Here is a 13,431-nt window from a genome sequence, read left to right on the forward strand (position 1 = left end):
GACGTAGATATGGCTAAAGAAATGACCACCTTCCAGAAGAACAACATCCTTAATCAGGCTGCTCAAGCTATGTTGGCGCAAGCTAACCAACAGCCTCAAGGCGTTCTTCAATTACTCCGGTAAATTACTGATTCGTAAACGATTGATAAAATGGCTGATCTTAACCGGTCAGCCATTTTATAATAATAGCCACGAATTGTAAAAAAATGCTTTTATTTCTTATTTCAAAAGGTTTTGTAGGCTAACTCAACCTTTAGCCTACGAAGGTTTTTGAAATGAGAAATGACTTGAGAAGATTTCCAAGACAGAAAAAAAGGGGTAATTTATGACTAACGAAATATTACACAAAAATCTTGAGACGATTGCACAATACACTCCGTTCATATTAAACGAACTACTTCAACTGGATTTTTCTCAATTAGATGGCGGTGTAGCTGAAGAAATTGCTAACAACGGCAGTCGTGACATATATTTCTGTCATAGTGAGAAGGTGTATTTGCTGCACAGCAGTTATGACCCTATTGCAGAAGCCAAAAGGATTGTACGCGATGTAGATAAAGCTAAAGATTCTTTATTTGTTGTGTTTGGTATGGGGCTTGGATTTCATTTATTGGAACTGAAGAAAAAAATATCTAAGGATACAAAAGTAGTCATTATTGAGCATAATATTGATGTTTTAAAATATGTATTGACTCATTTCGATTTGTCAGATATTTTTAAGAGCGGTCAGTTTGTGCTGGTCTTTGGCGATGATCAGCAGATTGGAAAAATGGCATTATACCTGCCGGCACTTAATTTCTATAATTTGGTTCATAATATTCAAGTATTATCTTTGCCCAATTATTACGTTTATGCAAATCAAAACAAGAGTGCTTTACAACATATATCGAAAATCATGCTCAATACAGTCATATCTTTTGGCAATGCGTTGGACGATCAGTTTGTAGGATTTGCAAATATGTGCCACAATACTGATGCCATTATGAAAAGCAATTCCATTGAGGATATAAGAGGAAAATATAAGAATGTTCCGGCCATTATTGTAGCTGCCGGGCCATCGCTGGATAAAAACATCCAGTATCTGAAAGAGGCTAATGGCAAAGCCTTGATTATTGCCTGTGACGCCAGTATGCGGGCGTGTGAACGGCAGGGTGTTCAGCCTGACGCCATAGCCAGTATTGAACGGGATGAACCTACTTATACCTTTTATTATAAAGACAGAAAGTTTCCCCAAGACCTGGTATTGGTTGCGCCTGGCTCTATTTGGCCTAATATTTATGATGAATTTGAGGGTAAATCAATAATCATGGCGCGCAATGATTTAGGCTTTGAACAAATGTGGTTATCAGCCTTCGAGCAATTCAAGTTTGTCGGTCTTGGTCATTCTTGTGCAACTGTGGCCTTCGCTGCAGCCAGGGAGGCTGGATGCAATCCAATTATTCTCATTGGTCAGGATTTGGCTTACACCAGCGGCAAAAAGCATAGTAACTTGACACATACCGAATATGAAGGCGAAAATAATGACCGTGATTCCACTGCTGGTGTCTATTTGGAAGACCATGAAGGAAATTTACTCCAGTCTCATATTGTTTATAAAATCTTTAAGGAATGGTATGAGATGCAGATCCTGACCAATCGTGATTTACAGGTCATCAATGCCACCGAAGGTGGTGCTTATATAAAAGGTACGACCCGCATGACCCTGCAGGAGGCCATTGCAGAATACTGTCATACACCTGTGGATAAGCGTCTGGTGGGCTATCTTCAGGAAAAGCATATAAGCAATAAAGATAGGCTTAAAAAATATGACGAGTTACTCAAGACTATTAGACGTGATTTGAATTTATTAAAAAGAACTCAGAAAGCAGCCTTGTCGCATATGAATATGCTAATTAAGCTAGAAGAAACAATCACTCAGGACTGCACTGAGGAACAGTTGGAGAAGATTGTTCTGAAAATGCAGGCTGGCGATAAAGTAATCCGCAACATCGTTACTGCAGACTCAATTGAATCCTATTATTCACCAATTATTGTGCCGACTATAATGCACGTAAAAAAGATTGGTAACGAGTTAACTGTGGAGAATGTACAACAGAATCGCTTACTGCAACATAATTTGATGTATATGATTGCTAACAGTACAAACCTGATTATTCAGGAGTACAGCAACGCTAAAGACATTTTAGAAAAAAACAGAGATATCATAATTACCGATTAGGAGGGGCTGTCTTGCATCATCCGTTTTTAAATACCAACATATTTTACTTGCGGCGACTGGAAAAGGAAGATCTGGAAAGCAACTATTTTCAGTGGCTTAATGACCAGAACATTACAAAGTGGATGCGGCATGGCATTTTCCCTAATAGCTACGAATCAATGAAGAATTTTTATGATAGCCAGGCTATGAGTAAAACTGATGTTGTTTTTGCAATTGTATTGAAAGAGCAAGACCGGCATATTGGTAATATCGGCCTTCATTCGATTAACTACGTATTTCGCTCTGCCGAGATCGGTATCATTATTGGTGAGACTGACTGTTGGGGGAAAGGGTATGCTGCTGCAGCCATCTCCTTACTCTCAGAGCATTGTTTTAGTCGGTTAAATATGAACCGTCTGGCAGCAGGCGCTGTTGATAAAAATATTGGTTCGATACGAGCTTTTGAAAAGGCCGGATTTAGTAGAGAAGGGATTTCGCGTCAGGCCTACTTTTGCGAAGGACAGTATCATGACTGTGTGAATCTAAGTTTATTGCATAGTGAGTGGTTGGGGAAAGACCATGGCTCAATATAAAGCGGCTGTTGTTGGCTTAGGGCAGATCGGTTTGACTTATGATCTGGATCCCAAAAGGGAACGTCCTTCTTCACACACATTAGCTTATGAACTTCATCCGCAAATTGAATTGGTTGCTGCAGCCGATGTAAGCAAGGCCCAGGGTGTGGTTCTGAACAACCTTGTACCAGAAGTTGGGTTTTATCAGAGTCTGCCTGAACTTTTGCAAAATCACGCAATTGATATTATTAGTATTTGTACTCCAGCGGTTGATCATCTGCCTGCCATCCAATATGTCTTACGTAATTCAGCTACTAAAATTATTTTTTGCGAAAAACCATTGGTACGCTCGCTGGAAGAAGCCGCTATATTAAAACAACAGCTTACAGATTCTGATTGTTTGCTTGTGCCGAATCTTTCCCGCCGCTGGAATAATGGGATGCAGCGAGTAAAAGACGAAGTGTCGAGCGGGAAATATGGTGAGTTGCAGAAAGTGCATGTCAGATACACCAGAGGTATTTTTAATACGGGAGCACATATTTTTGATTTATTGCAATGGTGGGCGGGACCGATAGACCAAGTACAAGTCATTGGCAGGGTTGTTACATCGGCTGATACTGACAATGATCCTTCGTTTACGTTTGCCTTCAGAATCGGTGACAATGTAACGGGTTTTGCCGAGGCATTTAATGATAAGCAATATTATTTATTCGAAATCGATCTTTATTTTTCACAAGGTAAAATTTCAATTCGTAATAGTGGCGATGACGTTTCATACTATTACGTAGGAGAGCATCATCTATTTTCTGGTTTTAATAGCCTGAAATTAGAACGGCAGGAAAGTAAGCTTTTAGCGGACGCCAATTTAGCCAATGCTGTTGACAATCTTGTTAATGTGCTTGCTGGCATTGAGCAGCCGCGGTGTACGATTGATGATAGTATAGATCCCTTGTATATAGTGCATGCATTATTACGGTCATATAACAATAATTTTTCCCAAGAAAGGGCTGGACGGTAATGAGTAAACTGGCTTTATTGGGGGGGGCTCCGGTTAGACAGACAGCGATTCCTTGGACTAACACTATGGGGGAAGAGGAAAAAGCTGCCGTTATTAAGGTTATGGAGTCTGGTACCCTTTCGGCATTTCTAGGGCGGGCTGGCGAGGGTTTCCTCGGCGGGCCCAAGGTAAAAGAAATTGAATATGAATTTGCAGAAAAATTTGGTGTAAGACATGGCATTTCTGTTAATTCGGCTACTACTGCGTTGCATACGGCGATTGCTGCCTGTGAAATTGGGCCTGGCGATGAAGTTCTGGTTACACCCTATACAATGGCTGCTACGGCCACTGCCATTTTAATGAATAATGCTGTACCGGTTTTTGTGGATGTTTGTTCCGAAACGTATAATTTGAATCCAAACGAGCTGGAAAAATGGCTAACTCCTCGGTCAAAGGCGATTATTGTGACTAACTTGTTTGGGCTACCTGCAAATTTGCCGGAAATAATGAGGTTTGCCAAAAAACATGGATTATATGTAATCGAGGATAATGCACAGTCGCCTGGCGCCACGATAAATGGTAGGCAGGCAGGGACATTTGGCGATTTAGGTATCTTTAGTCTTAATTACCATAAGGTTATTCATAGCGGCGAAGGTGGCATTATTTTAACCGACAATGAAAAGTTGGCCTATCGTTGTCAATTGATTCGTAATCATGGAGAACTTATTGTGGATGAGCTCAATGACTCTGATACCGTGGTTTTGGGGTCTAACTATCGAATGACTGAGCTGCACGCGGTAATTGGTATTGAACAACTAAAAAAATTAGATGGATTCTTAAAGATGCGTCGCAAGTTGGCTGACCGGTTGACTAGCGGTTTAAACAAATACGGTGGCCTAAAAGGTGTTACTGTACCTGCGGGCTACGAACATTCTTACTATGTTTATCCTATTCAATTTGACAAAGCTGTTTGGGGTATCAAGCGAGCTACCTTTGCCGCTGCCATGAAAGCCGAAGGGTTCCCGCTGGGTGAAGGTTATGTTAAACCACTCTATTTATTAAAAATATTCCAACATAAAAAGGTCTATAACCAGACGCAATATCCTTTTTCACTCATCGATAATCCCGTACAAGATTACCATAAGGGAACTTGCCCGGTGGTAGAAAATCTGCATGAAGAAAGGCTCTTAAGTGCCGATGTTTGTCGGGTACCTTATCACGAGCAGGATATTGATGATTTCCTGGCAGCGGTGGAAAAGGTATGGCAATCACGCCAAGAGCTTCATGAATATGAAAAAAATAGTTTTTCTGGCTCATGACCCAGGCGGGTATGATGTAATTTTTCCAGTTGCCAAGTCCTGCGAACATGATGGTATTTCTGGACTGTTTTATTGCATAGGCCCTGCCGCACAACTGAATCCTTTGCATGGTATAGTGGCAAAGGAGGCTCTGCAAGCAATACAAGATCTGCTTGACAGTAGAAAGATAGCTGGACTTGTAACCGGCACAAGCTGGGGAAGTTCGGTGGAATTGCAGGCCATAGCTGCTTGTAAGCAAGCCGGAATACCTAATGTTGCGATTTTGGACTATTGGTCAAATTACCAAATACGGTTTGTCAGCCAGGCAGGAGAGGTCATTTACCCAGATTACTACATTGTGATGGATGAACTGGCTAAAGCAGAAGCAGTTCAGGCCGGTGTACCACCAGCGATTATTTCGGTCCTGGGGCACCCGGGTCTGGATAAGTATATTGCTTGTCAAAGTTCAGCACGTGGTTTGAACGAACAGCGAAAGAAGATATTATTTCTTTCTCAGCCCTTATCAGTTTTGTATGGTGAGACTTTAGGCTATACCGAGCAGCAGGCATTAGCCGATTGCTGCAAGGTGGTTGCCAACCAGGACAACTGTATTTTACACGTTAAATTTCATCCCAAGGATGAGGCCAGTTTCCAACAGCGTTATGATGAGTTAGCGGTGGCGGGAAATTTAATTGACATCATGCCTGAGTACGACTTGATTATCGGTATGTCGACAATGGGGTTACTGCACGCTGCCCTCCTGGGAATTCCGACAATAAGTTATCAGCCTAATCTGCGGAAGCAAGATCTGTGCATTACCAATAAGCTGGGCCTGACTAAACGAGCCGATTCGCCTCAAGAACTGCAGTTGCTGCTGTCTGCAAAAATGGATGGACAAGTTAATAATAATAGTAGTCAGTTGTCGCATAGGCTAATCTGGCTTGACGGGCGTTCGACTGAACGGGTTGTCAGATTTATTAGGGAGGTATTTAAGTGAAGTTTAATGCTATAGTTGCGGCCCGGATGACATCTTCCCGACTGCCGGGGAAAGTATTAATGGATTTAGCTGGACAACCGGCTTTAGTTAGACTTATAGAAAGACTCAGAAGATCAAAATACCTAAATGATATTGTCATTGCTACGACCATCAACCCAAGTGATAATGTAATAATGGAGACAGCTAAAGCACAGGGAGTCAAGTACTACCGGGGTAGCGAGGAAGATGTACTGCTGCGCACTGTTGAAGCGGCAGAAGCTACGGCTGCTGATTTTATTGTTCAGATAACCAGTGATTGTCCGCTGTTAGATAATGAAACAATTGACCGGGTTATTGAGCAGATGCTGGAGCATCCATATCTTGATTATGTGGCAACCCAATTGGTGCGGACATACCCCTTAGGGTTTAGTGTGGAAGTTTTCCGTACTACAGCTTTACGCCAAGTGGAGCAGACCATAACTGATGCCACTGTCCGGGAGCATGTGTCTTTATATTTTTATGAGCATCCTGAACTATATCACTTGTCCAATGTGGAAGCACCTTGTTTTGTGCGCCATCCCAACTACCGTTTAACCCTTGATACCGAAGATGACTACCGGCTAATCAGGAGTGTATATGAGGCGCTGTATCCTGTTAAGCCAGCATTCGATTTATATGATATTACCCGTTATTTGGAGCAGCATTCCGAGATAGCGTCTATGAACACTCATATAGCACAGAAGAAAGCTAGATAGATAGGTGGTAAATTTGAACTTTTTTACAGGACGAAAAATCCTAATTATCGGGGGTACGGGGACAATTGGTCAGAGTGTACTCAGATACATATTAAACGAGGATCCTGAGGTTGTTCGGGTTTTTAGCCGTGATGAACATAAACAGTTTGAATTGCGGGAAAAAATGGGCCACTTCTCAAATATTCGCTATTTGATTGGCGATATTCGGGATTGTGACCGTATTGAACGCGCGATGCAGGATATTGATTATGTATTTCATTTGGCGGCGATGAAACATGTTCCTGCTTGTGAGTACAATCCGTATGAAGCGGTAAAAACTAATATTATTGGTACACAGAATATTATTAAGTCTGCACTTAATACAGGTGTAAAGAAGGTCATTTTTACCAGCACGGATAAAGCCATTGCCCCGACCAATACCTATGGGGCCTCAAAACTTATGGCAGAACGCTTGATTGCCTCGGCACAGTGTAACAGTGGTAATAATGGAACGATATTTGCAGCTGTCCGTTTTGGGAATGTCATGGGGTCACGTGGTTCGGTAATTCCCTTATTTAAAGCGCAAATTGCGGAGAAACGCAAGATAACTGTTACCGATCTTACTATGAGCCGGTTTATGATGACCTTGGGACAAGCCACAGATTTGACTATCAAAGCGATGCAAACCGCCCAAGGTGGTGAAGTATTTGTTTTGAAGATGCCGGTGATCTGTTTGAAGGATTTGGCTGAAGTTATCATAGAAGAAACAACGGAGAAGTTGGGTATAGCTGCAGCCGATGTTGAAATATATGAGGGCGGATTGCGTCCGGGTGAGAAGATGTTCGAGGAACTAATGACAATCGAAGAGGCCAAAGATGCTTACGAACTGCCTGATATGTTCGTTATTCCTAATATGTTTTTACAAAGAGAACTCTCCTATCCTGGGGCCAAGAAGGCCATCCAGAAAAGCTATAGTTCGGATGACGAGATGTTGGTCAGTCGCCAAAAGCTTCGAGAAATGCTGCAAGAAAATGGACTTATATAATGGTTTTTTGTTCTTTGGGTATGTAGCCGCGGATAAGGGGGCGGTTGATGAACCGCCCTATTTTGTTTAATGGGAGTATGAATATGCAGATTAAAATATTGGATAAGGTGTATGAATGCGAAAATCAAATTGCTGCGGTTGGAGCTATTTTTGATCAGGTCCAGCAACTACTGACTCAGTCTAATACTAGTCTTAGCAGTTTTGAAATAGATGGTGTAAAATTATACTCCAATTATGATCAATATATCGTTGAGCATATCGAGAATATCAAAATAGTTGTTATACATGTTAAAACTCTGAAGGAATTAATGGATGATACTCTTAGTTCAATTAATGAATACTTAGTTAGGGCCATTCCCGAGATTGATAAAATGGTGGATGAATTTTATCAGGGAGCCAGTCAGAACACTTGGGATAAGTTTGCCCAGTTGTTGGAGGGCTTACAATTCATTATCGATAGCCTAAATACTATTGGTGATAATCAGCATTGGTATTACAACGCCTCGCAGTTGGGGCTTGTAAAGCAAGATATTTTGCGGCAAATTGTAATGCTGCAAGTAGCTATGGAAAATGAGGATCGTGTTAAATTAAGCGATGTTCTACTTTATGAGATTATCCCTACGTTTAGGGCACTAATTAAAGAGATAACTGTGAATAACGATTATGGTCAAGTACAATGAGTGAAGGTGACTGCACGTGAAAACAGTAGCAATTATTCAGGCCAGAATGGGTTCAACAAGATTGCCAGGAAAGATATTAATAGATTTGATGGGGAAAACTGTTCTACAGCATGTAATCGAACGGGTTCAACAGGCTAAAAGTATTGATGAAATAGTGATTGCTACAACGACACTTGATCAAGACGATGCGGTGGTGGAAGAAGCCATAAAGTGTGGAGTCAAATATTTTAGAGGCAGTGAAGCTGATGTTTTGGCTCGCTATTATTTTGCCGCTAAAGCTAATAGTGCAGATGTAGTTGTTCGCATTACTTCGGATTGCCCGTTAATAGACCCCCTAGTAACCGACAATATTGTTAATTTCTTTAAGAATGAAAATATATATGATATAGTGACCAATGCGAGCAGCGATTTGGGTACAAGAACATATCCCCGAGGATTGGATACAGAGGTTTTTTCTTTTGATGTATTGGAAAAAGCATATAAGCAGGCAGAAAAACAGTATCAACGTGAGCATGTGACCCCATATATTTATGAAAATAGTACACAGGTCTATTATTATAAATATATAGTCGATTATTCCATGTACAGATGGACACTGGATACTGAAGAGGATTTTGCACTAATTAAGGAAATATATAGTCATTTATATAGAGGCACTCATAATTTCTATTTACTAGATATTATCAATGTTTTTAACGACCATCCTGAATTAATAGGTATAAATCAACACATTGAACAAAAAAAGCTAATAGCCAACTAATCGAAACCATTGACAAGATAATTTGGAGGAATAAGCATGAGTAAGAAAGAAGAAATATTGCACTATTGGAATGAGCAGGCAATCCAATATAAAGAAAGCCCGTTAGCAACAACTCCGGACATAATTGCTTTTGAAATGGAGATCAATGTAATTTTAAAAGAGCTTAAGGATGGACAAACAGTTTTAAATATAGGATGCGGCAATGGTGTTAAAGATATAGAGTATTGTCGACACAGAAATATAGACCTAAAGGGGATAGACTTTTCTCAAGAAATGATAGAGATTGCGAAATCACAGTCAAAAATAACTAATGAATTAAAAGGCCGGTTGCAGTTTGAACATGGAGATGTTTTAAAACTAAAAGAACCACATACGTATGATGTAGTAGTTACCAATAGATGTTTGATAAATTTGGAAAATGACGAACAGCACATAAAGGCGATTAGTAATATATATGACACTCTCGTGAAAAATGGTGTGTTTTTGATGCTGGAGTGTACACAACAGGGATTAATCAACATAAACAATGTAAGAAAGGAATTTGGACTAGAAGAAATTAAAGAAAGATGGCATAATAAATACCTAGATGAAGACAAGATCTTAAATTATGTTAAAACAAAATTTACTAGTGTGAAAGTAAACAATTTCAATAGCACGTACTTTTTGATATCTAGGACCTTAAATGCTTTGATGGCTAAGCAGAGTGGGGAAATTAATTACACATCTGATATTAATCAATATGCTTCTAAATTGCCTCCCTTAGGTGAATTTGCTCCTCTTAAATTGTTTATACTTCAAAAATAGAATCTTGGAGGTGGGCCATGAATCGCATAATTCAGATAAAAGATAGAAAAATTGGTGAAAACTGTGGATGTTACGTGATCGCTGAAATGTCAGCGAATCATGCTGGCCATATCGAACGGGCTATCGAGATTATTCATGCTGCTAAAGCAAGTGGTGCAGATTGTATAAAACTACAGACATATACTCCAGACACCATGACCATTGATTGTGATAAAGAATATTTTCATATTTCGCAGGGAACTTGGCAGGGAGAAAGTCTGTATAAGCTTTATCAGAAAGCATATACACCATGGGAATGGCATGGTAAGCTAAAAGAAGAAGCAGACAAGGTTGGACTAGATTTTCTTTCTACTCCTTTTGATAAAACATCAGTTGATTTTTTGGAAAATTTAGGTGTAAATGCCTATAAAGTAGCATCTTTCGAATTGACAGATATACCGTTAATAAAGTATATTGCCTCAAAAGGGAAGCCAATAATTATGTCGACTGGAATGGGAACTCTGGGAGAAGTTGAAGAGGCGATTAATGCTGTTGCATCGCAAAATAATAATAATCTTTGCATCCTAAAGTGTTCAAGTTCATATCCGGCAGTACCTGAAGATATGAATCTTAGAACTATGAATAACCTGTATGAAACATTTGGTGTGCCGGTAGGTTTATCTGACCATTCTATGGGGTCTATCGGCGCAGTAACGGCTGTTGCCTTAGGAGCAACTGTAATTGAAAAACATTTCTGTCTAAGCAGAGAGATAGAAAACCCAGATGCTCTATTTTCTATGGAGCCAGGTGAATTCAAAGAAATGGTTGATGATATAAGAACAGCTGAACGGGCCCTAGGTCGCGTAACGTACCAATTATCCGAACGGGAGCAGGCTAATAGGACTTTTCGCCGCTCTATTTTTGTAGTAAAGGATATAAAGAAAGGAGAAGTCTTTACCGAAGAAAACATCCGTGTTATTCGGCCTGCACATGGACTACCACCCAAAGAGTATGAAGGTATCTTAAAAAGAGTTGCTATAAGAGATATTGAGCGGGGAACTCCACTAGAGTGGGGGATGATTAATTGAGACTACCAAGGAAACCCAATAGGCTTACTATTGCCTTTCGTGCCGATGGCGGGGAAAATATTGGCTTGGGCCATATTATGCGCTGTTTATCGTTAGCTAAAGAGTTTAGGCGAGAAGGACACAAAGTAGTTTTTCTCAGTAAGCTAACCGAGGGTATTGAAAGAGTAAGAAGTGAGAATTTTGAGGTTACCCGTTTGCCTTCTGTAGAGTTTGAAACAGAAGGTTTTTTTTACGAAATCAGCTCCCCTTTATCAGAAGAAGTAACTGAAATGAATGCATTTTTTAAAAAAAATGTAATTGATATTCTTATAGTAGATACTTATAACGTCAGTAGAAATTTTTTTGTCGGTATAAAGCCTTATGTAAGCAAATTGGTGTATATCGATGACAACAATAACGAGTCTTTTCCAGTTGATATATTAATTAATGGTAATATCACCGCTGAATCATTAGGATATAATAAACACAATGGAAATCAATTGTTTTTGTTGGGTCCGCAATATAATATGATACGGGACGAGTTTAGACATATGCCGCTTCGAACTATCCGGGAGAAGGTATCGGAGGTTATGATAACTACCGGAGGAAGTGACCCTAATAATCTGACCAGCAAGATTATTGAAATTATCCTGCAACAAGAAGAATTTAGGCATCTGCGTTTTAATGTCTTGGTTGGTAGTGGTTTTACCCATTACGTGTCTCTTATTGAAATGAGTGTACAATATGATAATGTATTTCTTTACGCCAACTCCGCTATCACTGAACGAGTGAGGGATATTACCTATTCTCCGGTGTCTGCAATCATGCTACGATCTGATTTGGCCATCTCCGCAGGCGGCAGCACCCTATATGAATTTGCCGCATCCGGTACTCCTGTAGCGGCCTTCATAATGGCAGATAATCAGGAATTCCTTGTAGATACACTTCAAACATTAGGCTACTTAAAGAGTTTAGGTTGGTACGATAACTTGGAATCACGTCAAACTATTGAAATATTGTTAGGCATGATGAATGATTTTAAGGGACGTAAAGAGCTGAGCCATAAAGGTCAAAGTCTGGTAGATGGCAAAGGTACAGAACGAATTGTCCAGCGTATTATTGAAAGCTTGCAGGTTAATTGAGAAAGAGAGGATGAGCTGGTAGTGAGAGAAACCTACTTACCTTACGGTAAACAGTGGCTTGATGAGGATGATATCAAGGCTGTAGTAGATGTACTACAATCTGATTACCTAACGACCGGACCTAAAATTGCAGAGTTTGAAAAGGCTTTTGCCCAGTGTGTTGATGCCAAATTTGCAGTAGCTATATCGAATGGTACAGCGGCGCTGCATGCAGCGTGTTATGCAGCAGGAATCACAGTTGGTGATGAGGTTATTACCAGTCCCATTACTTTTGCTGCCTCTGCCAATGCAGTACTCTACTGCGGTGGCACTCCGGTATTTGCCGATATTGATACTGCTACATATAATATCGACCCGCAGGAGATTCGTAAGAAGATAACTGACAAGACCAAAGCTATCATTCCAGTGCATTTTTCTGGACAGCCTTGTGATATGGACGAGATAGAAAGAATAGCCAAGGAATATAATTTGATAGTAATCGAAGATGCTGCACACGCTGTAGGTGCCGATTATAAGGGTAAGTTGATTGGTGGCATTTCAGATATGACGACATTTAGTTTCCACCCTGTAAAGCATATCACTACCGGTGAAGGCGGTATGATTACTACTAATAATGAAGATATATACCAAAAGCTGCTTTTGTTTAGAAGTCATGGTATTACCAGAGACAAAGATAGGATGTTAGATCAGCAAGGACCATGGTATTATGAACAGCTTGAGTTAGGCTATAATTACAGGATGACTGATATACAAGCGGCTTTAGGGCTTAGCCAGCTCAATAAGGCGGACAAGTTTTTGCACAGACGCCGCGAAATAGCCGACATGTATACGGAAGCATTCAAAGATACAACTGCTTTGAGAGTACCATTTCAGCAAAACGGCTGTAATTCAAGCTGGCATTTATATGTAATCCAATTAAATCTGGAACGGCTTAGTTTTGACCGGAAAAAATTTTTTGAAGCAATACATAGAGAAAATATTGGTGTAAATGTGCATTATCTTCCTGTATACAAGCATCCTTATTATCAGCAAAACGGCTATCGGGAAGTAAAATGTCTGCATAGCGAAAATCTATATGAAAGAATCATAAGTCTGCCTATTTTCCCTAAGATGACCAATCAAGATATAGATGATGTAATAACTAGCGTAAAAACCATTCTTGAAAGGAATGAAAAGTAAA

Annotated in this window: 14 protein-coding genes; all 14 read left to right on the forward strand. The window is 40.1% G+C overall.

The window, feature by feature from the left end; translation table 11 throughout:
- Nucleotides 1-123: flagellin (locus tag B9A22_RS03025; RefSeq protein ID WP_281252341.1), on the forward strand; the 123-nt coding region annotated here is incomplete at its 5' end.
- A gap of 202 nt (nucleotides 124-325) precedes the next feature.
- Nucleotides 326-2,218 (forward strand): motility associated factor glycosyltransferase family protein, encoded by a 1,893-nt coding sequence (locus B9A22_RS03030; protein WP_084574127.1) that lies wholly within the window; start codon nucleotides 326-328, stop codon nucleotides 2,216-2,218.
- 11 nt (nucleotides 2,219-2,229) lie between these two features.
- Nucleotides 2,230-2,790 (forward strand): GNAT family N-acetyltransferase, encoded by a 561-nt coding sequence (locus B9A22_RS03035; RefSeq protein ID WP_084574128.1) that lies wholly within the window; start codon nucleotides 2,230-2,232, stop codon nucleotides 2,788-2,790.
- Entirely contained in the window at nucleotides 2,777-3,787 is a 1,011-nt protein-coding gene (locus tag B9A22_RS03040; RefSeq protein WP_084574129.1) for a Gfo/Idh/MocA family protein, read from the forward strand. Before B9A22_RS03035 ends, B9A22_RS03040 begins: the two co-directional genes overlap by 14 nt.
- Nucleotides 3,787-5,085 (forward strand): DegT/DnrJ/EryC1/StrS family aminotransferase, encoded by a 1,299-nt coding sequence (locus B9A22_RS03045; RefSeq protein ID WP_084574130.1) that lies wholly within the window; start codon nucleotides 3,787-3,789, stop codon nucleotides 5,083-5,085. Before B9A22_RS03040 ends, B9A22_RS03045 begins: the two co-directional genes overlap by 1 nt.
- Complete coding sequence (locus B9A22_RS03050; RefSeq protein WP_084574131.1) at nucleotides 5,057-6,061, forward strand: hypothetical protein; 1,005 nt, start codon at nucleotides 5,057-5,059, stop codon at nucleotides 6,059-6,061. Before B9A22_RS03045 ends, B9A22_RS03050 begins: the two co-directional genes overlap by 29 nt.
- A complete protein-coding gene (locus tag B9A22_RS03055; protein WP_084574132.1) occupies nucleotides 6,058-6,795 on the forward strand; it encodes a cytidylyltransferase domain-containing protein in 738 nt (245 codons plus the stop codon). The genes B9A22_RS03050 and B9A22_RS03055 overlap by 4 nt, the downstream gene beginning before the upstream one ends.
- Nucleotides 6,796-6,808: 13 nt before the next feature.
- A complete protein-coding gene (locus B9A22_RS03060) occupies nucleotides 6,809-7,819 on the forward strand; it encodes a polysaccharide biosynthesis protein (RefSeq protein ID WP_084574133.1) in 1,011 nt (336 codons plus the stop codon).
- 77 nt (nucleotides 7,820-7,896) lie between these two features.
- The gene (locus B9A22_RS03065) at nucleotides 7,897-8,499 is read left to right on the forward strand and encodes a hypothetical protein (protein ID WP_176215364.1); all 603 of its coding nucleotides are present in this window, start codon (nucleotides 7,897-7,899) and stop codon (nucleotides 8,497-8,499) included.
- 16 nt (nucleotides 8,500-8,515) lie between these two features.
- The gene (locus B9A22_RS03070) at nucleotides 8,516-9,259 is read left to right on the forward strand and encodes a cytidylyltransferase domain-containing protein (protein WP_084574135.1); all 744 of its coding nucleotides are present in this window, start codon (nucleotides 8,516-8,518) and stop codon (nucleotides 9,257-9,259) included.
- A 36-nt stretch (nucleotides 9,260-9,295) separates the two neighbouring features.
- Nucleotides 9,296-10,063 carry a class I SAM-dependent methyltransferase gene (locus B9A22_RS03075; protein ID WP_084574136.1) on the forward strand — a complete coding sequence of 256 codons (768 nt, stop codon included), beginning with the start codon at nucleotides 9,296-9,298 and terminating at the stop codon, nucleotides 10,061-10,063.
- Nucleotides 10,064-10,080: 17 nt separating this feature from the next.
- Complete coding sequence (pseI, locus tag B9A22_RS03080; RefSeq protein ID WP_084574138.1) at nucleotides 10,081-11,130, forward strand: pseudaminic acid synthase; 1,050 nt, start codon at nucleotides 10,081-10,083, stop codon at nucleotides 11,128-11,130.
- On the forward strand, nucleotides 11,127-12,251 hold the full coding sequence (pseG, locus tag B9A22_RS03085; protein ID WP_084574140.1) for a UDP-2,4-diacetamido-2,4,6-trideoxy-beta-L-altropyranose hydrolase: 1,125 nt from the start codon (nucleotides 11,127-11,129) through the stop codon (nucleotides 12,249-12,251). Before pseI ends, pseG begins: the two co-directional genes overlap by 4 nt.
- 21 nt (nucleotides 12,252-12,272) lie before the next feature.
- Nucleotides 12,273-13,430: a UDP-4-amino-4,6-dideoxy-N-acetyl-beta-L-altrosamine transaminase gene (gene pseC, locus B9A22_RS03090; RefSeq protein ID WP_084574142.1), complete on the forward strand. Its 1,158-nt coding sequence runs from the start codon at nucleotides 12,273-12,275 to the stop codon at nucleotides 13,428-13,430.
- The last annotated feature ends 1 nt before the right edge of the window (nucleotide 13,431 follow it).

The sequence above is a fragment of the Sporomusa malonica genome, assembly GCF_900176355.1.
Lineage (GTDB): Bacteria > Bacillota > Negativicutes > Sporomusales > Sporomusaceae > Sporomusa > Sporomusa malonica.

Coding starts and splice junctions, on each gene's coding strand:
- B9A22_RS03030 (WP_084574127.1), top strand. CDS start 326: ATGACTAACGAAATATTACACAAAAATCTTGAGACGATTGCACAATAC.
- pseI (WP_084574138.1), top strand. CDS start 10,081: ATGAATCGCATAATTCAGATAAAAGATAGAAAAATTGGTGAAAACTGT.
- B9A22_RS03065 (WP_176215364.1), top strand. CDS start 7,897: ATGAATATGCAGATTAAAATATTGGATAAGGTGTATGAATGCGAAAAT.
- B9A22_RS03045 (WP_084574130.1), top strand. CDS start 3,787: ATGAGTAAACTGGCTTTATTGGGGGGGGCTCCGGTTAGACAGACAGCG.
- B9A22_RS03040 (WP_084574129.1), top strand. CDS start 2,777: ATGGCTCAATATAAAGCGGCTGTTGTTGGCTTAGGGCAGATCGGTTTG.
- B9A22_RS03075 (WP_084574136.1), top strand. CDS start 9,296: ATGAGTAAGAAAGAAGAAATATTGCACTATTGGAATGAGCAGGCAATC.
- B9A22_RS03050 (WP_084574131.1), top strand. CDS start 5,057: ATGAAAAAAATAGTTTTTCTGGCTCATGACCCAGGCGGGTATGATGTA.